The organism is Aeromonas sp. (genome assembly GCF_050633025.1).
In the GTDB taxonomy this organism is placed as follows: domain Bacteria; phylum Pseudomonadota; class Gammaproteobacteria; order Enterobacterales; family Aeromonadaceae; genus Aeromonas.
In genome coordinates, this window is record NZ_JBODRQ010000056.1 from 1 (window position 1) to 20,932 (window position 20,932).

Genomic DNA, 20,932 nt, shown 5'->3' on the forward strand with positions numbered 1-20,932 from the left:
GCGACCCCGACCTTGGCAAGGTCGTGCTCTACCAACTGAGCTATTCCCGCATCGGGCTGGTTTGCACCAGTGTCATCATCAGATTTTTGGAGCGGGAAACGAGACTCGAACTCGCGACCCCGACCTTGGCAAGGTCGTGCTCTACCAACTGAGCTATTCCCGCAACTACCTTAAAACAGGCCGTACAGCATTTGGTTGCTTAAGCTACTGTACGGGAGCCGAATTATAAGAGCAGTCATTCCAATTGCAAGGGCTTTTTTGTCTGGTTGCGCGCGTTCGCTCAAAAGCTGGCCGAACTGTCGATTTTAGCAGCCAGCGCATGGCAAACCCTTGCCGGAGAATCAGATCTTGAAGACGTGGCTGCGATAGAACTGCAGTTCGGCGATGGATTCGCGGATATCGTCCAGCGCCTGATGGGTACCGCTCTTCTTGAACTGATCCAGCAGTTCCGGCTGCCAGCGGCGTACCAGCTCCTTGATGGTGCTGACATCGACGTTGCGGTAGTGGAAGAAGGCTTCCAGATCGCTCATGTGCTTGACCATGAAGCGGCGATCCTGACCGATGCTGTTGCCGCACAGCGGGCTGGTACGCTCCGGCACCCACTGGCGAATGAACTCGAGGGTCTCGGCAATGGCTTTCGCCTCATCGTGCTGACTCGCCTTGACCCGGGCCACCAGACCACTCTTGGTATGGGTGTTGACGTTCCAGTCGTCCATCTTGGCCAGCTCTTCATCACTCTGATGAATGGCGATGACCGGCCCTTCGGCCAGTACGTTCAGATCCTTGTCGGTGACTATGGTGGCAATCTCCAGTACCACGTTCTCTTCGGGGTCGAGACCCGTCATCTCCATGTCGATCCATACCAGGTTCTGCGCGCTGACTGTCATGATTACTCTCTCTGTTGGGAGGAATGGCGGAATTTTGCCAATTTGCATGTATCATACTGGCTTTGGATCTGTTCATAAACTGGCGAATCGAGTGGCAAAGAAAGCAAAACTCAATCTGGGTCAACAAAGGCGCGTCCAGGCCAACCGCGAACGGCGGCTGCAAAAAGATCACACCACAGTGGTGGATGACACCCTGTTTGGCCCGGCCATCGAAGGGGTGGTGATCAGCCGTTTTGGTCAGCACGCAGACGTGGAAGCGGTCGATGGCACCATCCACCGCAGCAACCTGCGGCGCAGCAGCATCAGCAGTCTGGTCTGTGGCGACAAGGTGGTGTGGCGTCCCGGCCTCAATGCCGCGACAGCGGGCGTCATCGAGGCGGTGCATCCGCGCCACTCGGTACTGACCCGGCCGGACTTCTACGACGGGGTCAAACCCATCGCCGCCAACATCGACCAGATCATCATCGTCTCGGCGGTGATGCCCGAGTTCTCCACCAACATCGTCGACCGCTATCTGGTGGCTGCCGAGGATGTGGAGATCCAGCCGCTCATCGTGCTGAACAAGGTCGATATGCTGGATGACGCCGCCAGAGCGCGCATCGAGAGCCAGCTCGAAACCTACCGCAAACTCGATTACGAGGTGCTGCTGGTGAGCTGCGAGAGCGGCGAAGGGCTGGATGAGCTTAAAGCCGCACTGACCGACAAGATCAGCATCTTCGTTGGCCAGTCCGGGGTGGGCAAATCCTCGCTCACCAACGCCCTGATGCCGGGGCTGGATGTACTGACCGGCGAGATCTCCGAAAACTCGGGGCTCGGCCAGCACACTACCACCACGGCGCGACTCTACCACTTCCCGAGCGGCGGCGATCTCATCGACTCCCCCGGGATCCGCGAGTTCGCCCTCTGGCATCTGGAAGCCGATCGCATCACCTGGTGCTTTATCGAGTTCCGCGACTATCTGGGTGGCTGCAAGTTCCGCGACTGTACCCACAAGGACGATCCCGGCTGTGCCCTGCGCGCCGCGGTCGACGCGGGCGCTATCAGCGCCGATCGCTTCCACAACTATCACCGCATCCTGGAAACCATGCAGGAAGCCCGTCACGGTCGCCAGCAAGCGCGCCTGTGACCCTAATAAACCTACGTTGATGATGAACATGAGCATTACTGACAACCTGAAAATTGCCGGTCAATACTGTCTGCCCAAGCACGCCCTCTCCCGTCTGATCGGCAAATTTGCCGCCGCCGAAGCGGGTAACATCACCACCAAAGTGATCGAGGCCTTTATCAAGCAGTATCAGGTCGACATGAGCGAGGCGCTGCACGAGAGTCCGGCCCACTACAAGAGCTTCAACGAGTTCTTCACTCGCGAGCTCAAGCCCGGTATCCGCCCCGTGGTAGAAGATGCCATGACCCTGGCGCTGCCGGTGGATGGCACCGTCAGCCAGCTCGGTCCCATCCAGCAGGGTCGCATCATTCAGGCCAAGGGCCACGACTACAGCGCCCGCGAGCTGCTGGGCGGCTATGAGGATCTGGTTGCGCCGTTCAAGGATGGCGACTTCGCCACCATCTATCTGGCGCCCAAGGATTACCACCGCATCCACATGCCGCTGGACGGCGTGCTGGAGAGCATGGTGTTCGTGCCGGGGGATCTCTTCTCCGTCAACCCGCTCACCGCCGAGAACGTGCCGAACCTGTTTGCCCGCAACGAGCGGGTGGTGGCCACCTTCCGCACCCCGCACGGCCCGATGGCGCTGGTGCTGGTTGGTGCCACTATCGTGGCCAGCATCGAGACCATCTGGGCTGGCAATATTGCGCCGACCAAAGAGAAGAAGGTGGTGCGCTGGGATTACACCGGCGACGAGGCCATTACCCTGCAGAAAGGCGCCGAGATGGGCCTGTTCAAGCTGGGCAGCACAGTCGTCTGCCTGTTTGGCCCGGGCATGCTGGCCGGTTTCGAACCCCATCTGGCCAACGGGGTCACTACCCGCATGGGTCAGCCCTTTGCCAAGCTGGCGGAGCAGGCATGAGCGAGCAACCGAACGCCTCGCAGAAGAACAACCCGCTGCACGGGCTGACGCTGGAAGCCATCGTCACCGCGCTGGTCGAACACTACGGCTGGGAAGAACTGGGGCAGCAGATCAATATCCGCTGCTTTACCGATAATCCCAGCATCAAGTCCAGCCTGAAGTTCTTGCGCAAGACCCCCTGGGCTCGGGAGAAGGTCGAGAGCCTCTACCTCTACGTCCAGCGCAAGCAAGCCAAATCGAAGAAGGAAGGGCAAGATGGCCTTTAAGATTACGTACACCTATAAAAAACAGGCCAAAGAGATCGGCTACGCGAACGACAAGTTCCGCAGCATCTACGACGCCATCGCCGCTGCCGAAGGGTTGGATCTCTCCAGTTTCCACGCCATGGAGGCTCAGTTGGCTCAGGTTTGTCGCCGTGACAAGAAAAGCGTGAAGGATTACCGGGAGAACTACTTCAAAGAGTTGGGATTCTCCAACATCGTGATCGAAAGAGATTCTCACGAGTAGTGGTCGAGGTGGCATCGCCGTCAAGCGCCCACAAAAATGCCGACCCAGTGGTCGGCATTTTTGTTTCTGCAACGGTCTGTTATCAGGCACGGCTGAGATAATCCGCCTGCCCCACCCACTTGTAGCTGGTGAGCTCGGTCAGCCCCATGGGGCCGCGAGCGTGCAGCATCTGGGTCGACACCGCCACCTCGGCCCCCAGACCAAACTGGCCGCCATCGGTGAAACGGGTGGAGGCGTTGACATAGACAGCCGCCGAACCGGCCCCGTTGACGAAACGCTCGGCGTTGGCCAGATCATTGGTCAGGATGGCATCGGAGTGACCGGCGTTATGCTCGCGCATATGGGCCAGCGCCTCGTTCACATCCGCCACCAGTTTGATCCCCAGAGTAAGCGATAACCATTCGGTATCAAAGTCCTCGGCACCCGCTTCGCGCAGTTGCTCGGCATCCGCCAGCAGAGGCATGGCCTCCGGGGTTGCCACCAGCGCCACCTTGCGCTCGTTCATCAGCGTCACCAGCTGCGGCAGGAAAGTCGAAGCGACTTTCTCGTGTACCAGCAGGGTATCGAGGGCGTTGCAGGCGGAGGGGCGCTGCACCTTGGCGTTATCGATAACCGCCAGAGAGCGCACCAGATCGGCACTCTCGTCGACGAAGATATGGCTGATACCGAACCCGCCGATGATGACCGGAATGGAGCTGTTCTCCTTGCACATCTTGTGCAGGCCGGCACCACCGCGGGGAATGATCATGTCCACGTAGCGGTCGAGGCGCAGCAGCTCGGCCACCAGCGCCCGATCCGGGTTGTCGATGTACTGCACCGCCGCCTCGGGCAGACCGGAGGCCGCCAAGGCATGCTGGATCACCCGCACCAGCTCCAAATTGGAGTGGAAGGTCTCGCGCCCGCCGCGCAGTATGCTGGCGTTGCCGGTCTTTAGGCAGAGGCTGGCGATATCGATGGTGACGTTGGGACGCGCCTCGTAGATGACGCCGATAACCCCGATGGGCACCCGACGACGGGAGAGGCGCAGGCCATTCTCCAGCACCCGGCTATCCATTTCGGCGCCGACCGGATCATCCAGAGTAATTACCTTGCGTACATCTGCCACGATACCGGCCAGCCGGGCCGGATTGAGCAGCAGGCGATCCAGCATCGCCTCTGACAAGCCCGCTTCACGGCCGGCAGCTATATCCTTGTCGTTGGCCGCGAGGATCTGCTCGCTACGCGCCTCCAGCTCCTCGGCGATGGCGGCCAGCGCCCGGTTCTTCTGCGCCGTGCTGACGGTAGCCAGCTGATAGGCGGCTTCACGGGCCGCCTGCCCCATTTTCTCCAGACTCATTTCAGTGCCCTTTTGTTCATGCCGTGGCGCTCTGATTAGAGCAGCACCATATCGTCTCGATGGATGGCCACAGAGCCGTAGCCATAGCCCAGTACCTGTTCAATCTGATCCGAGTGGACGCCGCGCAGCTTATCCAGCTCCAGATGGTCGTAACGGCAGATGCCGCGGGCCAGCTCGGCGCCTTTGGGATCAAGAATGCGCACCACATCACCCCGAATAAAGTCGCCCTTGACCGCGACGATCCCCTTGGGCAGCAGGCTGGAGCCTTTCTCCTTCATGGCAGCAACGGCCCCCTGGTCCACATGGACTTCGCCGTGAGGGGGCGGGCCTGCCAAAATCCAGCTCTTGCGCCCTTCCAGCGGGGAGGCCAGCGCCGGGAACAGGGTGCCAATCCGCTCGCCCTTGGCGAGACGGCCGATCACCTCCGGCATCTGGCCGGTCGCGATCACCACATTGACCCCGGCACGGCGCGCCACATCGGCCGCCTGCAGCTTGGTAGCCATGCCGCCAGTGCCGAGGCCACTGACGCTGTCACCCGCCAGCGAGCGCAGGGTATCGTCGATGGTCTGCACCTCTTCAATGAGCTGGGCGTCGGGATTGGTGCGCGGATCGGCGGTAAAGAGCCCCTTCTGGTCGGTCAACAGGATCAGCAGATCCGCATCCGCCAGAATGGCGGCGCGGGCGGAGAGATTGTCGTTGTCACCTACCTTGATCTCGGCGGTCGCCACCGCGTCGTTTTCGTTGATGACCGGAATAATGCGGTGATCAAGCAGGGTGCGCATGGTGTCACGGGCGTTGAGGTAGCGCTCCCTATCTTCCAAATCGGCGCGGGTCAGCAACATCTGGCCAATATGCAGACCGTAGAGGTTGAACAGATCCTGCCATACCCGAATAAGCTGGGTCTGACCAACCGCCGCCAGCATCTGCTTGTTGGGCAGGGTTGGTGCGAGTGGCGGGTGCCCCAGATGCTCACGCCCGGCGGCGATCGCCCCCGAGGTGACGACCACGACCCGATGGCCGTGACGGTACAAGGCCGCACACTGTCTGACCAGCTCGACCATATGGGCACGATTGAGCTGGGAAGACCCCCCTGTGAGCACGCTGGTGCCCAACTTGACGACTATGGTTCTGTTTTCCATGGGAGCATAAAGGCTAAAAAAGTAAGGAATATCTTTATACCCACGGCCATGGAGCCCTGCAAGGCAATTCATGGTGCGATGGAAGAGGAGAAAAAGCTGGAGAAGATAGAACTGGAGCCCTGCGAGTGACAGATGCAACTCGCAGGGCTTCAGGGGATCAGGCAGCCGTTACAGTCAGCTCGTGAGTGACCTGCTCGGCAGGAGACAAGTGACACTCAAGAGCGGCCAGCTTGTCGCTGATGAGCTTGTAGAAACGGTTGAGGGTGCGTTCCACCTCCACCTGATGCTTCTTGGGGATCGGTTTGTCGATCCATTCACCGTCTGCATTGTAAAAACCGAACTGATAGTGATAGCGGAACTGGTGATCATCCTGCTCCAGCACCAGCCACCACCCCCAGAACTCCCGTTTGTCCGGTGCCGGCTTGGCGCTGACACAGACCGACAGACTGTCGAAACGGTAACGCCCCTCTTCGCAGAGATCCTCGCGCAAATAGGGGCCAATGGCAGCAAACTGCCGCAGTAGTCGCTTGTAAGTGACTCTTTCTGACATGTTAACCTCCCTGTTAAACAAGCCACGCCACCTCGGGATGGCGTCAGATTTTTAGCGCAGTATCAGGCACACAAGTGCCGTTTCAACCACTCGACAATCTCATCCAGCGCCTGGTCATAGACCTCCAGCAAGGGCTGTTTATCAAACACAATGGCCTTGCCGTTACGGCTGGCCGCCGCCAACGCCCGGACATCCTGCTCGGGACAAATAAAATCTCTCTTGTGTCCGATACTTAATATCGGCACTGAGGTGCGAGTCCCGAGCAATCCTTGGGTTTTCAGTGAAAATACCTGGCACTTGGTGCGCATGGTATCCCACTGGGCCGCATCGGCCCCCAACCGGTTGGCCAGACTGTCCCGCATCATGCGTGGGCACTTGGCAAACAGCTCCTGATTGGTAAACACCTGATTGACCCCGGCTCCGACACAGACCACGGTTTTGAGTTTGAACGGTTCGATAAAGGCCAGCCGAGCCGCCACATTGCCTGCCAGCCGAAAACCGACCATGGCGATGCGCTGGTGATCGACCCAGGCCACCTCGGAGAGATAGTGCAACACCGCCTGATGAAGGCGGCTGGTATCCTGCACCAACGGCCAGTGCTCGGCATAACCTATGCCCGGCATATCCAGCGACAACATGCCGATGCCGTTGGGCTCAAGCTGCTTGAGATAGAAGTTGAGGAAATCGAGCTGCAGGGAGTCAATCCCCCCGCTGATGATCACCAGCGGCACCGGTTTGTCGGTCGTCGGCAGGTGGAGATAACCCTGAATATGCTTGCCGCGAAAGGGCACCTGGATCTCTTTGAGTGGCACCTTGAACAACCGGCCCGCCTCGCGATAGGCCATGTTGCCGAGCAGTTGGGCCTGATCCGCCAGCTCGTCGTCCTTGAGATGGGGATAGCTGGCGATGGAGTAGTAGCGCACCGCCTTGAGCAGTTGCTTCAGGGCGCCAGAAGTATCACCCTTCTCACGCAGTTCTCGGCCCAGCTTGAAATAGTTGCCAGCCACCTGGCTCCACTCGTAGATCCAGTTGCCGGGCACATAGCCCTTGATGGTATCGAGATAGCAGTCACGGGTGCGCTCGCCGGTCGCCATGGCGATGCGGGCCAGGGTCTGCTCCACCTCGACCGGATCAGCCCCCTGCCAGGCCCAGGATGGGCGGCGCAGCAGGCGATACCAGCTCTTTGACATGGAACCATCGATAAACATCTCGTCTGACTCGGCCTCGGCCATTTTCGCCGGGCTGGAGTTGGAGATCTCGGAAGTTTCCAATACCTTCTTGACCCGGGTGAACAGCTTTTCGGTCAAATTAAGGTCGTCGTTCAAGTCCAAAATAGTGTCTCTTTCAATCAGGCAATGGTTCATCTTAACCACTTTTACTGCCCATCAGCCACCCCGCAACAGATTGATAGACAAAAAAACAGGGCTCCAAATTGGAACCCTGTGAAACCACTATCATCGGTTGCGGCCAATGGACGCTGTGGGCGTCACATCCCGTTACTTTTCGTCGCAGATCGGTGTGGCGAACTCCAGCGCCATATCCCACGGCTGTTCGATCCAGGTATCCTGCGGGATGGCAACTTCGAAATCGTCCAGCAGCGCTTCGCCCATCGGCTTGGCGAAAATCGCGATGAACTTGGCTTTCGGGTAGAGCTCGCGGATCGCCTTGGCGGTAGTGCCGGTGTCTACCAGATCTTCCACCACCAACCAACCTTCGCCGTCACCGGCGGTGGTGGCAGCCTTCACGACCACCAGCTCGCGCTGGCTGTCATGGTCATAGCTGGAGATGCAGAGGGTTTCCACATTACGAATGCCAAGTTCACGGGCCATCAGGGCTGCGGGCACCAGACCACCACGGCTGACCGCGATGATACCTTTCCACTGGCTGACAGGCAGCTGACGACGGGCCAGACGGCGAGCTTCACGTTGCAGGTTGTCCCACGACACATAGAACTTTTTCGGCATGTTATCGATCTCGAATAGTTATTTAAAAACAATTACTTAAAATAAAAACATCCGCAATTATCCCTGCGGATGCCAGTAAATGGCGGCCCTTGCCCGACTGAATTCAGATTGCACTTCGGCTGCCTCAGGGCTAAGCCTCGGCAGCAAATCTGATAACAATGGAAGCAAGATGGGCTTATCCGGCGATCGGTTAGATGATGTGTCCAAACCGCGGACAGGCTGTTGGGCCGATATGATAGCACCGTTTGCAGAGAAAATGCCTGGCAAACGTATGCCAAAAACAGGAAAAAAACGGTATCACTCTCTCCATTTGGCACATATAGAGCGCCAAACGACCAATCTGTCGCCCCTGCAGATGACCCCAAATGGGCTGTGCGGCAAATCGCAGATAAAAAAATAGCAGGGGGAGGTTTGACCTCACGCACCTGCTGCTTTCTCGCCCCTGCCTGGTTGGGCAGCTCGTCTTAGCGACGAGTGACGAAGGGGTTAGGGTAGCTGAAACCCTGGGTATACAAAGAGGTGGCAAACCAATAGGTAGAGTTGCTGCCTGGCATTTTGAAACTCCTGATTGCTTAACAAGTTACGTACCTTAATGCGGGCTCAAATCCTTGAACAAACACTCGGTTCCATGGAGGCGCACTTGCTTTGCTTCGGTTCCCTGGAGGCTTTCATCGTCATCCTGACGGGTGGCGAACCACGGGAGCTAATTTACCAGCCAGCGCGTTAAATTCAATATTTTTGTGAGGGTGATCACATATTTTCTTTTTGGCAGGCGTCATCCGAACCTGACAATCGTACTACCTGGTTGCCATCAGCCAGCACAAGCTGCCTGCTATTTGCGCTGATTGCTCACATTTTTGTGTGATTGACTGTATTATCGTTTCCCTCTTCCCCGGCCCGCTGATGGGGCCCGTTTATTCCGTGCTGGTAAGGAGTCCCAACGTGGCACAGCTTAGCTCTCTCTCTCCCGAACTGATTTGGCATTTCTTCGAACAGATCTGCTCCATCCCCCATCCTTCCAAACATGAAGCCAAGCTGAGTGCCTGGATCATCCAGTGGGCCCAGGAGGAAGGTCTGGCGGTCAAGCAGGACAAGGTCGGCAACATCATCATCAAGAAGCCAGCCACCCCGGGGATGGAGAACCGCAAAGCCGTGGTGCTGCAAGCCCACATCGATATGGTGCCGCAGGCCAACGCCGACACCAAGCATGACTTCGTGACTGATCCCATCGATGCCTATGTGGATGGCGAGTGGGTCACTGCCCGTGGCACCACTCTGGGTGCCGACAACGGCATCGGCATGGCCGGTTGCCTGGCTGCGCTGGCAGACAAGAGCATCAAGCACGGTCCGCTGGAAGTGCTGTTGACCACTGACGAAGAGACCGGCATGACCGGCGCCTTCGGTCTGGAAGCGGGCTGGCTGGAAGGCGAGATCCTACTCAACACCGACTCTGAAGAGGATGGCGAGGTCTATATGGGCTGCGCCGGTGGTGTGGATGCCAATATCCGCTTCCCGCTCGAGCTGGTTGATGCAGCGGAAGGCGAAGCCCTCGAACTGACCGTGAAAGGGCTGCGCGGCGGTCACTCCGGTTGCGACATCCATCGCGGTCGTGGCAATGCCAACAAGCTGCTGGTGCGTCTGCTCAAAGCAGCCGAGCCGCTGGGTATCCGCTTGGCCGAGATCCACGGCGGCACTCTGCGCAACGCCATCCCGCGCGAAGCCCATGCCACCCTGCTGGTGCCTGCTGCCAGCATGAACGAGTTCAAGGCGCTGGTTGACCGCTACACCGGGATCTACCAGACCGAACTGGCCGCCACCGAGCCGAACCTGACCGTGCTGGTCAACAACGCCGCCAAACCGGCCAAGCTGATGAGCGTCTCCCTGCAGCAGCGCCTGCTGGATGCCCTGATGGCCTGCCCGAACGGCGTGATGCGCATGAGCGATGCCATGCCCGGCGTGACCGAAACCTCTACCAACCTGGGGGTCATCAAGACTCAGGATGGCGAAGTGTACGTCCAGTGCCTGATCCGCTCCCTGATTGACTCCGGTCGCGAGAGCATCGAGCAGATGACCCGCTCCCTGTTCACCCTGGCAGGCGCCAGCTGCGAATTCACCGGTGCCTATCCGGGTTGGGCGCCGAACGTGGACTCCCCCGTCATGGCGCTGGTACGCAATAGCTACCAGATCCTGTTTGGCACCATGCCCAACGTCATGGTGATCCACGCCGGCCTCGAGTGCGGTCTGTTCAAGAGCGCCTATCCGGAGTGGGACATGGTCTCCTTCGGCCCGACCATCCGCGGTGCCCACTCCCCTGACGAGAAGGTACATATCCCGGCGGTCGAACGTTTCTGGCAACTGCTGGTGCACGTGCTGGAAGCCATTCCGGCCAAGTAAGCCAGCCCGGATAAAACAGGCAAAACAAAAGCCCCGCACTGCTGCGGGGCTTTTTCGTTGCTGCGATTAGGCCAGCCAGACTTCGGCGCTTAACGAATACCGCGGGCCTCGCGGATCCACTCCCAGGCTTGCTGGATCTCCTGGGTCTTCTCCTTGGCCATCTCCATCATCTCCGGCGGCAGCCCTTTGGCGGCCAGCTTGTCCGGGTGATGCTTGCTCATCTCCTTGCGGTAGGCGCGCTTGATATCCTGATCGCTGTCGCTCTCGCTCACCCCGAGCAACTGGTAGGCATTCTTGAGGCGATCCGCAGAGGGCGGCTCCTGCCGATACTGCTGGCCACCGGAATGGCCCCCCTGATACTGACCATGAGCCTGATTGAAGAAGTTCATCTGCGCCTCGGCCATCGCCAGAATGCGGGCCAGCTCGATGCGACTGAACCCCAGCTCATCGGCGATGGTGTGAAGAATGGCGCGCTCGCCCTCCTCTACCCGCCCGTCGGCAAAGGCCGCCTGCAACTGCACCTCGAGGAAGAAGCGCAGAATGTCGCGCTGCCCCAGACTGGCGCGGCGGAACTCGGCCAGGGTCTCGCGCAGCGGGAAATCGGCCTCTTTACCGAGACGAAACGACTCCTGCGCTCGGGCACGCTGCTCACCGGCCAGCCGCATCCGATCCATCAGGTTGGAGGCAACCCGGATCTCCTGCTCGGTCACCTGACCGCTTGACTTGGCGATGTGACCCATCACCGAGAAGGTGGCATGGAAGAAGACGGCTTGCTGCTCTTGACTCGGGCCGCGACGAAACGCCCCCTGCAGCCCCATGCCACGGTCGAAACGGTGGCCGACCCAGAGGCCAATCAGGGCACCGATGATATTGCCGAGCAGAAAACCGAAGAAGGCGCCCAGCACCTTACCCCAAATACGCATGGTTCAAGACCTCTTGAAGTTAATGAGTGCGGGCCTGGAGCTGGTCATCCAGCTCGCGCAGTCGATCGACCGTGCCGATATCGCGCCACTCGCCAGCAAGCAGACTGCCGCCCACCCGCCCTTGCGCCATCCAGTCACGCAGCAGGGGCGCCAGCTTGCGGGCACCGCCCGCGAGACCGGCAAAGGCCGCCGGATCATATAGTCCGACCCCGCTGAAGGTAAACGCCGGCGTATCCATGACTCGCCCCCCTTGCAGGGCAAAGTCCCCGGCCGGGTGTTGAGGTGGATTGGGCACCAGCCAGAGATGGGCCAGATCCTCGCCAAGGGGCTGGCTGACCAGAGTGTGATAATCGAGATCGAGCCAGGTATCGCCGTTGATCACCAGAAAAGAGTCTGCGCCCAGCAGCGGCAGCGCCTGCACGATGCCGCCCGCAGTCTCCAGCGCACTCTCCTCGGCTGACCAGTGGATGGTCACGCCAAGCGCACTGCCATCACCAAGGCTCTCGACCAGCTTGTGGCCGAGCCAGGCGTGGTTGATCACCAACTCGGTTACGCCGGCGGCTTTGAGTTTTTCGATGTGATGAACGATGAGCGGTTTGCCCCCGACAGCCAGCAGTGGTTTGGGCAGCAGGTCAGTCAGCGGGCGCATCCGCTCGCCACGGCCAGCGGCCAGGATCATCGCCTTCATGGTTTCACCCCGGCGTTGGCGATCCCCGGCAACACCACCTGCTCCAGCCACTGACCAAAACGGGCCAATACCGGATAGGCGCTACCGTGAGTGCGACAGACATCCACCACGTAGCCAAGGGTACGGGGAATATCCTTGAGATAGCCGGACTTGCCGTCGCGATGATAGAGCCGGGTAAATATTCCGGCAGCTTTGAGGTGGCGCTGCATGCCGGTCAGGTCGGCATCACGACGGAAACTGGCATAATCGAGCTCGCCAAGCAGACCCGCCTGTTGCAGGGTGGCAAAACCGTGGCGCATCCCTTCATCGATCACCTCGTCAGGCCAGCGTATGTAGCAATCTTTCAGCAAGGAGACCAGGTCATAGGTAAGCGGCCCGATGACCATATCCTGAAAATCGATGATGGCCAGCCGGCTGCTCTCGGGGGTATCACCGCCACACACCATCAGGTTGCGACTGTGGAAATCTCTATGCATCACTCCCTGCGGCTGGGCCATATTGCAGGCAGTGAGACAGGCAAAGGTCTCGTCCAGCAGTTGCTGCTCTTCATGGCTCAGGGTAAGTTGCAGATGATGACTCAGCAGCCACTCGGGGAAAATGCTGTTCTCCCGCGCCATAAAGGCGGCATCGAAGGGCTCAAGCGCCAGTTCAACCGCCCCCAGGCGGGGCAGCAAATCAATCGCCTTGTCATACCAGGCCTGCACATTGTGTTCGTTCAGGCAGCTGATCAGCTGGGTATCGCCCAGGTCACTGACCGCCAGCAGACCCTGTTCGTAGTCCACCGCCTTCACCTCTGGCGCCAACAGCTGACGCGCCTGCAAGGCGGCCGCGTTACGAACAAACTCATGATTTTTTTCGGTTTTCGGATTGGCATCCACCCAAACCAGACCACCACCACGAGAGTAGCGGCGGAAACTGGCATCACCGGAAATGAGGGTCAACTGAAGGGTGGCATCACCGGAAATACGGCGTGCCCACTGCAATAGCAGGGAATCGCGATCGTGCATAAGTAGAGGACCAAGGTGGAAAGCAGCACTTGGCTGTTAGCCCTGGCCGCAATAATGCTTTATCATTGCCGGCTAACATAAAGCAATGACATGCAATGTCAACTCGATGAAACCTGTCGTAAAATGCATGCCTTGGATCAACCGTATCTATCACGGATTGCACGAGTCTTTCACATGACAAAATGGACACTGGGATACCGTTATCCCATCGCCCTGACTATCAGCCTGGCACCGGCCCTGACATCCATGATGGTTCAGGCTGCCCCTTTTGAGACGCCGCCAGCCACAGGGATCCTCGACAGCCTCTGTTACGACTATGTCCCCAAGGTCGAAAAGCCAGCCTCTGCCGAGGAAGCCAACGCACAGCCGGTCGAGGTTGATGCTGACCGTCTCGAGGCCAAACAGGGCGGCACGGCCGTCTATGAAGGGGATGTCAAGGTTCGTCAGGGTGTTCGCAAGTTTGACTCCGACTATGCCCAGCTCGACCAGAAGAGCCGGGATGTTATCGCCATCGGCAACATCTATTACAACGACGGTCAGGTGACCGTCACCAGCGACAAGACCCTCAAATCCAATCTGGATACCAAGAACTCCGAGTTGGAAGAGGGCAAGTATCAGGTGCATGGCTCACCGGTGCGCGGCTTTGCCAAGCGCGTGGTGATGACCAACAACAACCAGAACATCACCATGGAGGGGGCCCAGTACACCACCTGCCCCCCCGGCCAGGAAGTGTGGACCCTCAAGGCGGGCAGCATCGACATCGACCAGAAAGAGGTGTTCGGCGAAGCCTGGAACGCCAGCCTCTGGCTCTATGACTACCCGGTGTTCTACTTCCCTTATATCAACTTCCCCATCAAGGATGAGCGGAAGACCGGTCTGCTCTACCCGGGTTACAAGCAAAGCTCCGGCAACGGCATGGATATCACCCAGCCCTTCTACTGGAACATTGCCCCCAACTATGATGCCACCATTACCTCCCGTTTTATGGACAAACGCGGTCTGATGGAGCAGGTGGAGTTCCGCTACATGCCGGATCCCGCCCACACAGGCATCCTCTACTTTGAAAACCTGGCTGACGACAAGCAGTATGATGCCGGCAATCCCAGCTTCATCAACACGTCGACCGGCACCCCTTATCTGTCCGATGGCCACCGCTATCTGATGAACGTGCGGCACGGCTCAAGCCTGATGGATGGTTCCCTGCGCTTTGGTGTCGATTACACCCAGGTGCGCGACAAGGATTACAACTATTTCAACGACTTCAGTCCGACTGTGGGCACCCAGGTCGACAGCCAGTTGCAACAATCTTTTACCGCTGGCTATTACCAGCAGAGCTGGAATCTCACTTCCGAGATTCGCCGCTACCAGATCCTGAGTCCGTATGCACTGCTGCCCCACGAGATGCTGCCACGTATCGACTACAACTACTACCAGCAGGGCAAGTGGTTCGATCTGGCATGGAACAGCGAACTGACCAAGTTTGGTTATGACAGCGGCAGTGCCACTGCCCAGCAGGCCGGTGAGCGTTACACCACAACCCGTCTGCACCTGGCCCCCACCCTGACCGTGCCTCTCATCGATGCCCCAGGCTACTACCTGACCAGCCAGTACAAGCTGATGTTTACCTCCTACAACCAGGAGGTACCCAAGGATCTGGTCTATACGGATCGCTCTCGGTTTACCGATTCCAGCACTGGCCAGCTCACCCTGAAGGATGGCACAGCCAATCGCACCCTCCCCTCCTTCCGCCTCAAGGGAGGAGTGAATTTCGATCGCCCGCTCGACTGGTATGATGGCAAGGGAACCCAGACCCTGGAGCCGGAGTTCCAGTATCTCTATGTGCCCTATCGGGATCAGGACGAGATCGGGATCTACGACTCCACTACTACTCGTCAGGATTACTACAGCCTGTTCAGCGATCGCCGCTATGCCGGTCTCGACCGCATCAGCGATGCCAACCGGGTCACCGCTGGCCTCACCAGCCGACTCTACGACAACTTTGGTGATGAGCGGCTGCGTTTGGCTGTAGCCCAGGCCTTCGAGCTGACGCCACCCAAGGTTCGCCTCTATCCTTCGGATCCCGCGAGCACCAACTCTCGCTCGCTGCTCTCTTTTGAGGGGGACGCACGGGTCACGGAGCAGTGGTTTGCTCACGCAGGCACGCAATACGACACGGAAAAAAGTCAGTTCAGTGCGGCAAATGGCGCTGTTGAGTATCGCAACGAGAAGTTCATCAGCCAGATCAACTACCGCTTTATCAAGGATGGCAATAAAAGCTACTACAACAATGCTCTGGCAGAAGACTTGAGCCAGGCAGGTCTGGTGATGATGGCGCCAATCGCCGATCAGTGGCAGATGTATGGTGGCTACTACCGTGACATCCAGCAAAACGTCAATATTGACCGCAAAGTGGGCGTCAAATATGACTCCTGCTGCTGGAGCATCAACCTGAGTCTGGAGTGGCACAACCAGCCAGACAACATCACCCGGAAGCCCACGTCAGAGAAGTCGATTGGTCTTCAATTCGAGATGAAGGGACTTGGCAGTGTCGGTACCGGTGGCCGCAGCGTCACGCTGGATACCGAGCTGTTGCCCTATGTTCGCCCGTTTAATCTGAAAGACCAGCAATGATGCTGGTCCAGCCTTGAGAGATGGATATGAAAAAGACCCTGATTGCCCTGCTGACCGCGGGTATGTTTGGCGCCATGAGCCAGGCCGCGCTGGCGGCCCCCGAGCTGATGGACAAGGTGCTGGCCGTGGTCAACAAGGACGTGGTGCTTGCCAGTCAACAGGATGCACTGGTCAACAAGGTAAAGCTCTCCGCTCAGGAGAGCGGCCAGTCTCTGCCCGATGACGCCACCCTGCGCAAACAGGCGCTCGACCGTCTGATCCAGGAGAGTCTGCAGCTGCAACTGGCCGATCGCCAGGGCCTCAAGATCAGCGATACCCAGCTGGAGCAAGCAATCCAGGGCATCGCCGCCGACAACAAAATGACCCTTGATCAGCTGCGCGCCCAGCTCGCCCGTGAAGGGATGACCTATGCCCAGTATCGGGAAGAGGTTCGCCGCGAGATCCTGATGAACGAGGTGCGCCGCAATCAGGTGCGCCGCCGTATCAACATCTCCGAGCAGGAGGTGAAGCAGGTGGTGGAGATCCTGAAGAAACAGGGTCAGCAGCAGGATGAATATCACGTCGGCCATATCCAGATCGCCCTGCCGGATAACCCCACCGCCGCCCAGCTGGATGCCGCCAAGAGCAAGATTGAGCGCATTCTGGCCGCCCTCAAGCAAGGTGCTGACTTCCGCAAACTGGCCATTGCCGAGAGTAACGGACCCAAGGCGCTGGAAGGGGGGGATTGGGGCTGGATGAGCCCGCAAGAGATGCCGACCCTGATGGCGGAAGCGGTACAGGGTGCCAAGAAGGGCGACATCGTCGGCCCGCTGCGCTCTGGCGCCGGTCTGCACATCGTCAAGGTGTTCGACACCAAGGGTCAGCAGCAAGTGATGCAGACCGAGGTGAAGGCCCGTCACATCCTGATCAAGCCCTCCATCATCCTGAGCGAAGAGAAAGCCAAGGGGATGCTGGACGGCATTCTGCACGACATCAAGAGCGGCAAGGCCAGCTTCGCCAGCATGGCGGAGAAGTACTCCGAAGATCCGGGCTCTGCGGTGCAGGGTGGCGAACTGGGCTGGTCTGATCCCAATGTCTATGTCCCCGAGTTCCGCGACATGGTCAACCGTCTGCAACCGGGCCAGATCAGTGCCCCGTTCCGTACCAGCCATGGCTGGCACATCGTGCAGGTGGAAAATCGCCGCAGCCAGGATGCGACCGACAAGGCTCAGGAGCAGCGCGCCTACCAGCTGATCTACAATCGCCGCTTCGTGGAAGAGTCCCAGGCGTGGCTGGATGAGCTGCGTGACGAGGCCTACATCCAGATCGAAGGAGCCGGTAGCTGATGAGCTGCCGTCGCCTTGCCGTTACCCCGGGCGAACCGGCCGGGATCGGCCCGGATCTGGTGCTGCAGATTGCCCAGCAGGATTGGCCTCACCAGCTGGTGGTGATCGCCGATCCAGCGCTGCTGCGCGAGCGGGCGGCCCTGCTGGGACTGCCCATCGAGCTTGAGCCCTATGATGCCCGTCAACCTGCTCAACCGCAGCGAGCTCGCACCCTGACCATCTGTCCGGTCACCCTCGGCGCCTCTGTGGTGCCGGGCGAGCTGAACGAAGGCAATGGCGCCTATGTGCTGGCAACCCTGCAGCGTGCCTGCGATGGCAACATGAGCGGCGAATTTGCCGCCGTGGTGACCGGGCCGGTGCACAAGGGGATCATCAACCAGGCCGGTGTCTCGTTTAGCGGCCACACCGAGTTCTTTGCCCAGCAATCCAACACCGCCGATGTGGTGATGATGCTGGCAACCGAGGGGCTGCGGGTCGCTCTGGCAACCACCCATATTCCGCTGGCCTATGTGGCGATGGCCATCACCGAGGATCGCCTCGGCAAGGTGATCCGGATCCTCAACGAGGATCTCGCCACCAAGTTTGGCATCGCCAAACCCCGTATTTACGTCTGCGGCCTCAACCCTCATGCCGGGGAAGGTGGCCATCTCGGACGTGAAGAGATTGACGTGATCGAACCCGCCCTGGCCACCCTGCGCCAGGAAGGGATCGATCTGGTCGGCCCCTTGCCGGCCGACACCCTGTTCCAGGAGAAATACCTCAAGGATGCGGATGCGGTACTCGCCATGTACCACGACCAGGGGCTGCCAGTGCTCAAATACAAGGGCTTCGGCAGTTCGGTCAATATCACCCTGGGGCTTCCCTTCATCCGCACTTCGGTGGATCACGGCACCGCGCTGGATCTGGCAGGCAAGGCCCTGGCCGATCCGGGCAGCCTTGTCACCGCGATTAACCACGCCATCAAGATGGTAGAGAAAAAAAGATATGAGCAGTAAGGTGCACATGGGCCACACGGCCCGTAAGCGTTTCGGTCAGAACTTCTTGCACGACCGGTATGTGATCGATCAGATCGTCGCCGCCATCAACCCGCAGCCGGGCCAGAATCTGGTGGAGATCGGTCCGGGTCTGGCCGCGCTGACCGAGCCGGTCGCCGCCCAGATGGACAAGATGACCGTGGTCGAGCTTGACCGGGACTTGGCTGCGCGCCTGCGCGAGCACCCGACGCTCAAAGACAAGCTGACCGTCATCGAAGCGGATGCCATGCGTTTCGATTTCGGCACCCTGATGGGTGAAGGCAGGGGGCCGCTGCGGATCTTCGGCAACCTGCCCTACAACATCTCCACCCCGCTCATCTTCCACCTGTGCGAGTTTGCCGACCGGGTTGAAGACATGCACTTCATGCTGCAAAAGGAAGTGGTGTTGCGTCTGGCCGCCGGCCCGGGCAGCAAGGCTTATGGCCGTCTGAGCGTGATGACCCAGTACTACTGCCAGGTGGTGCCGGTGCTGGAAGTGGGCCCGGGCGCCTTCAAACCGGCGCCGAAAGTGGACTCTGCCGTAGTTCGTCTGATCCCGCACAAGAATCCGACCATAGTTGCAAAAGATATCCGTTGTCTGAATCGCGTCTGTACCGAAGGCTTTGGCCAGCGTCGCAAGACCATCCGCAACAGCTTCTCCAACTTCATCACCGATGCCCAGCTGACCGAGCTTGGTATCGATGGCAACCTGCGTCCGGAGAACCTCTCCCTCGAGCAGTTTGTCATGATCGCCAACTGGCTGGCGGATCAGCAACAGGCCTGATCCTGTGGCACTCCCGCACATCGAGATCCGCCCATACCCCTCGTATGTGGCGGATAGCAAAGACCCTTACCAGTTTCACTATCTGATCGAGATTGAGAATCTGGGGCCCGGCCCGGTGCAGTTGCTGCACCGGCGCTGGCTCATCACCGATGCCAATGGCAAGATGCAGGAAGTGGCAGGCCCGGGCGTGGTCGGGGAACAACCCGTCATTGCCGAAGGTGAGACCTACCGCTACCAGAGCGGCGTGCCGCTGGCGACCCCGCTTGGGGTGATGGAAGGGAGCTATACCCTGCAAGATGGCTCTGGCCAGCAGTTTGAGGCGCCTATCGCCCCCTTCACGCTGGCTATCCCCAATATTATCAACTGAGGTTTCATGGCGAACTGTTTTGTCGGTGACATCCAGGGCTGTTACGACGACTTGCGCCGTCTGCTGGATCTTGCCACGTTCGATCCCGAAAATGACGTGCTCTGGCTCTGCGGCGATTTGGTCGCCCGCGGCCCGGACTCCCTCAATACCCTGCGTTTTGTCAAAGGGCTGGGCAACCGCGCCGTCACCGTGCTCGGCAATCACGACCTGCACCTGCTGGCGGTGGCCAATGGCGTTGCACCGCTCAAGAAGAAAGACAAGCTGCAAAGCCTGATGGATGCGCCGGATCGGGATGAACTGCTGGAGTGGCTGCGCCACCGCCCGCTGCTGGCCGAACATCCGGATCTGCCCATCATGATGGTGCATGCCGGGATCTCCCCGGCGTGGGATGCCCGTACCGCCCGTAACTGCGCCCGCGAGGTCGAGAGCCTGCTACGCGGCGATCAGTACAGCTGGCTGCTGCACAACATGTACGGCGACCAGCCCGATGGCTGGAAAGATGATCTGGTCGGGATCGACCGCTACCGCTACATCATCAACACCTTCACCCGGATGCGCTTCTGCTACTTCGATGGCCGACTCGACTTCAAATGCAAGAAGGGTCCCAAGGAGTCGACCCCGGGCCTGCGCCCCTGGTTCGAGCAGCGCGAGCATCACGTGGACGACCCCATTCTGGTGTTCGGCCACTGGGCGGCGCTGATGGGCAACACCGGCAAGAGCGATATCAAGGCGCTCGATACCGGCTGTGTCTGGGGCAACAGCCTCACCCTGTGGCGCTACGAGGATGATGCCCTGATCGCCACCCCCTGCCCGGTTCACGCCAGCTAGGGAGTGCGCTGCAATCTGGCGGTCGCTGCCGCACGGATTGCCAAGACCCGCACCGGCAACCTGCCGCAATGCTGTTCACTTAAGCGAATTTGAGTTCCAGTCCACGTAGTATCAGGGCTAAAAAGAGAGGGAGGCATGATGCCTCCCTCTTTCTATTGCAAGCCACGCGGTCTAAAGGCTGGAGGAAGATTGACTGAAAACAGCCTTGCTCCCCCAACTAAAGTCGCACTTATGAATAATCAGACAAAAAATCGCCTACCTAAACAGTGTTGCGGCAATCTGCCGGGAATGCTGTTTTTTATATTGATGATGGATAAGTATCATCAATTAAATAGAGATATATTTTTCGTACAATAAAATATTTTCAATTATCAAATGCTAATCGATAAAATGACCAAAATTATTATACTAAGATACTTAACTAGGGCATCTGCATGATTTTTTGAGCAACAAAGCAATGTGTGACCAAACATCACCTAATTAGAGCTACATATATCGATTTAATCATCTAAAAATGCCTATAACACAGACCAATATTTCTCAATATACGGCGACCACATTG

Annotated in this window: 20 protein-coding genes and 1 tRNA gene; 11 read left to right on the forward strand and 10 right to left on the reverse strand. The window is 58.8% G+C overall.

The window, feature by feature from the left end:
- Positions 1 to 87 precede the first annotated feature (87 nt).
- Positions 88 to 163 (reverse strand) — tRNA-Gly (locus ACRAUW_RS09505).
- Between the two features lie 178 nt (positions 164 to 341).
- The gene (gene orn, locus ACRAUW_RS09510; RefSeq protein ID WP_164537626.1) at positions 342 to 887 is read right to left on the reverse strand and encodes an oligoribonuclease; all 546 of its coding nucleotides are present in this window, start codon (positions 885 to 887) and stop codon (positions 342 to 344) included.
- Positions 888 to 978: 91 nt separating this feature from the next.
- On the opposite strand from orn, the gene rsgA reads away from it, so the two are divergent.
- From rsgA to ACRAUW_RS09530, 4 genes are read left to right on the forward strand one after another with little or no spacing between them, the layout of a single operon-like run.
- Positions 979 to 2,013 carry a small ribosomal subunit biogenesis GTPase RsgA gene (rsgA, locus tag ACRAUW_RS09515; RefSeq protein WP_431362088.1) on the forward strand — a complete coding sequence of 345 codons (1,035 nt, stop codon included), beginning with the start codon at positions 979 to 981 and terminating at the stop codon, positions 2,011 to 2,013.
- 28 nt (positions 2,014 to 2,041) lie between these two features.
- The gene (gene asd, locus ACRAUW_RS09520; protein WP_026034874.1) at positions 2,042 to 2,914 is read left to right on the forward strand and encodes an archaetidylserine decarboxylase; all 873 of its coding nucleotides are present in this window, start codon (positions 2,042 to 2,044) and stop codon (positions 2,912 to 2,914) included.
- Positions 2,911 to 3,180 carry a VF530 family DNA-binding protein gene (locus ACRAUW_RS09525; RefSeq protein ID WP_005349372.1) on the forward strand — a complete coding sequence of 90 codons (270 nt, stop codon included), beginning with the start codon at positions 2,911 to 2,913 and terminating at the stop codon, positions 3,178 to 3,180. Before asd ends, ACRAUW_RS09525 begins: the two co-directional genes overlap by 4 nt.
- Positions 3,170 to 3,421 carry a DUF2960 domain-containing protein gene (locus ACRAUW_RS09530; protein WP_431362089.1) on the forward strand — a complete coding sequence of 84 codons (252 nt, stop codon included), beginning with the start codon at positions 3,170 to 3,172 and terminating at the stop codon, positions 3,419 to 3,421. Before ACRAUW_RS09525 ends, ACRAUW_RS09530 begins: the two co-directional genes overlap by 11 nt.
- A gap of 82 nt (positions 3,422 to 3,503) precedes the next feature.
- On the opposite strand, the gene ACRAUW_RS09535 is transcribed toward ACRAUW_RS09530, so the two are convergent.
- The 5 genes from ACRAUW_RS09535 to gpt form a co-directional block, all read right to left on the reverse strand.
- Positions 3,504 to 4,793: a glutamate-5-semialdehyde dehydrogenase gene (locus ACRAUW_RS09535; RefSeq protein ID WP_431362101.1), complete on the reverse strand. Its 1,290-nt coding sequence runs from the start codon at positions 4,791 to 4,793 to the stop codon at positions 3,504 to 3,506.
- Positions 4,793 to 5,896: a glutamate 5-kinase gene (gene proB / locus ACRAUW_RS09540; protein WP_431362090.1), complete on the reverse strand. Its 1,104-nt coding sequence runs from the start codon at positions 5,894 to 5,896 to the stop codon at positions 4,793 to 4,795. Before proB ends, ACRAUW_RS09535 begins: the two co-directional genes overlap by 1 nt.
- Before the next feature lie 157 nt (positions 5,897 to 6,053).
- Entirely contained in the window at positions 6,054 to 6,446 is a 393-nt protein-coding gene (gene crl / locus ACRAUW_RS09545; protein WP_431362091.1) for a sigma factor-binding protein Crl, read from the reverse strand.
- Between the two features lie 62 nt (positions 6,447 to 6,508).
- Positions 6,509 to 7,777 carry an esterase FrsA gene (gene frsA, locus ACRAUW_RS09550; protein ID WP_431362092.1) on the reverse strand — a complete coding sequence of 423 codons (1,269 nt, stop codon included), beginning with the start codon at positions 7,775 to 7,777 and terminating at the stop codon, positions 6,509 to 6,511.
- Positions 7,778 to 7,942: 165 nt separating this feature from the next.
- Positions 7,943 to 8,410 (reverse strand): xanthine phosphoribosyltransferase, encoded by a 468-nt coding sequence (gene gpt, locus ACRAUW_RS09555; RefSeq protein WP_005339007.1) that lies wholly within the window; start codon positions 8,408 to 8,410, stop codon positions 7,943 to 7,945.
- Positions 8,411 to 9,352: 942 nt separating this feature from the next.
- On the opposite strand from gpt, the gene ACRAUW_RS09560 reads away from it, so the two are divergent.
- Positions 9,353 to 10,804 (forward strand): aminoacyl-histidine dipeptidase, encoded by a 1,452-nt coding sequence (locus tag ACRAUW_RS09560; protein WP_431362093.1) that lies wholly within the window; start codon positions 9,353 to 9,355, stop codon positions 10,802 to 10,804.
- Positions 10,805 to 10,893: 89 nt separating this feature from the next.
- Here ACRAUW_RS09560 and djlA read toward each other — a convergent pair whose 3' ends face one another.
- From djlA to ACRAUW_RS09575, 3 genes are read right to left on the reverse strand one after another with little or no spacing between them, the layout of a single operon-like run.
- Positions 10,894 to 11,727 carry a co-chaperone DjlA gene (djlA, locus tag ACRAUW_RS09565; RefSeq protein ID WP_204419552.1) on the reverse strand — a complete coding sequence of 278 codons (834 nt, stop codon included), beginning with the start codon at positions 11,725 to 11,727 and terminating at the stop codon, positions 10,894 to 10,896.
- Positions 11,728 to 11,746: 19 nt separating this feature from the next.
- Complete coding sequence (gene murU / locus ACRAUW_RS09570; protein ID WP_431362094.1) at positions 11,747 to 12,415, reverse strand: N-acetylmuramate alpha-1-phosphate uridylyltransferase MurU; 669 nt, start codon at positions 12,413 to 12,415, stop codon at positions 11,747 to 11,749.
- The gene (locus ACRAUW_RS09575; RefSeq protein ID WP_431362095.1) at positions 12,412 to 13,422 is read right to left on the reverse strand and encodes an aminoglycoside phosphotransferase family protein; all 1,011 of its coding nucleotides are present in this window, start codon (positions 13,420 to 13,422) and stop codon (positions 12,412 to 12,414) included. Before ACRAUW_RS09575 ends, murU begins: the two co-directional genes overlap by 4 nt.
- A gap of 174 nt (positions 13,423 to 13,596) precedes the next feature.
- Between ACRAUW_RS09575 and lptD the strand changes: the two genes are divergently transcribed.
- The 6 genes from lptD to ACRAUW_RS09605 are packed head-to-tail and all read left to right on the forward strand — an operon-like array spanning position 13,597 to position 20,370.
- Positions 13,597 to 16,053 (forward strand): LPS assembly protein LptD, encoded by a 2,457-nt coding sequence (gene lptD, locus ACRAUW_RS09580; RefSeq protein WP_431362096.1) that lies wholly within the window; start codon positions 13,597 to 13,599, stop codon positions 16,051 to 16,053.
- Positions 16,054 to 16,079: 26 nt separating this feature from the next.
- A complete protein-coding gene (surA, locus tag ACRAUW_RS09585) occupies positions 16,080 to 17,378 on the forward strand; it encodes a peptidylprolyl isomerase SurA (protein WP_431362097.1) in 1,299 nt (432 codons plus the stop codon).
- A complete protein-coding gene (gene pdxA / locus ACRAUW_RS09590; RefSeq protein WP_431362098.1) occupies positions 17,378 to 18,373 on the forward strand; it encodes a 4-hydroxythreonine-4-phosphate dehydrogenase PdxA in 996 nt (331 codons plus the stop codon). The genes surA and pdxA overlap by 1 nt, the downstream gene beginning before the upstream one ends.
- Entirely contained in the window at positions 18,363 to 19,175 is an 813-nt protein-coding gene (gene rsmA, locus ACRAUW_RS09595; RefSeq protein WP_201938249.1) for a 16S rRNA (adenine(1518)-N(6)/adenine(1519)-N(6))-dimethyltransferase RsmA, read from the forward strand. Before pdxA ends, rsmA begins: the two co-directional genes overlap by 11 nt.
- Positions 19,176 to 19,179: 4 nt before the next feature.
- The gene (gene apaG, locus ACRAUW_RS09600; protein ID WP_431362099.1) at positions 19,180 to 19,542 is read left to right on the forward strand and encodes a Co2+/Mg2+ efflux protein ApaG; all 363 of its coding nucleotides are present in this window, start codon (positions 19,180 to 19,182) and stop codon (positions 19,540 to 19,542) included.
- 6 nt (positions 19,543 to 19,548) lie between these two features.
- Positions 19,549 to 20,370 (forward strand): symmetrical bis(5'-nucleosyl)-tetraphosphatase, encoded by an 822-nt coding sequence (locus ACRAUW_RS09605; protein WP_431362100.1) that lies wholly within the window; start codon positions 19,549 to 19,551, stop codon positions 20,368 to 20,370.
- The last annotated feature ends 562 nt before the right edge of the window (positions 20,371 to 20,932 follow it).

What these genes read in the sequence shown, in the direction of transcription:
- orn (WP_164537626.1), bottom strand. Translation starts at nt 887, where the DNA reads ATGACAGTCAGCGCGCAGAACCTGGTATGGATCGACATGGAGATGACG.
- asd (WP_026034874.1), top strand. Translation starts at nt 2,042, where the DNA reads ATGAGCATTACTGACAACCTGAAAATTGCCGGTCAATACTGTCTGCCC.
- ACRAUW_RS09525 (WP_005349372.1), top strand. Translation starts at nt 2,911, where the DNA reads ATGAGCGAGCAACCGAACGCCTCGCAGAAGAACAACCCGCTGCACGGG.
- ACRAUW_RS09530 (WP_431362089.1), top strand. Translation starts at nt 3,170, where the DNA reads ATGGCCTTTAAGATTACGTACACCTATAAAAAACAGGCCAAAGAGATC.
- proB (WP_431362090.1), bottom strand. Translation starts at nt 5,896, where the DNA reads ATGGAAAACAGAACCATAGTCGTCAAGTTGGGCACCAGCGTGCTCACA.
- crl (WP_431362091.1), bottom strand. Translation starts at nt 6,446, where the DNA reads ATGTCAGAAAGAGTCACTTACAAGCGACTACTGCGGCAGTTTGCTGCC.
- gpt (WP_005339007.1), bottom strand. Translation starts at nt 8,410, where the DNA reads ATGCCGAAAAAGTTCTATGTGTCGTGGGACAACCTGCAACGTGAAGCT.
- djlA (WP_204419552.1), bottom strand. Translation starts at nt 11,727, where the DNA reads ATGCGTATTTGGGGTAAGGTGCTGGGCGCCTTCTTCGGTTTTCTGCTC.
- murU (WP_431362094.1), bottom strand. Translation starts at nt 12,415, where the DNA reads ATGAAGGCGATGATCCTGGCCGCTGGCCGTGGCGAGCGGATGCGCCCG.
- ACRAUW_RS09575 (WP_431362095.1), bottom strand. Translation starts at nt 13,422, where the DNA reads ATGCACGATCGCGATTCCCTGCTATTGCAGTGGGCACGCCGTATTTCC.
- lptD (WP_431362096.1), top strand. Translation starts at nt 13,597, where the DNA reads ATGACAAAATGGACACTGGGATACCGTTATCCCATCGCCCTGACTATC.
- surA (WP_431362097.1), top strand. Translation starts at nt 16,080, where the DNA reads ATGAAAAAGACCCTGATTGCCCTGCTGACCGCGGGTATGTTTGGCGCC.
- pdxA (WP_431362098.1), top strand. Translation starts at nt 17,378, where the DNA reads ATGAGCTGCCGTCGCCTTGCCGTTACCCCGGGCGAACCGGCCGGGATC.
- rsmA (WP_201938249.1), top strand. Translation starts at nt 18,363, where the DNA reads ATGAGCAGTAAGGTGCACATGGGCCACACGGCCCGTAAGCGTTTCGGT.
- ACRAUW_RS09605 (WP_431362100.1), top strand. Translation starts at nt 19,549, where the DNA reads ATGGCGAACTGTTTTGTCGGTGACATCCAGGGCTGTTACGACGACTTG.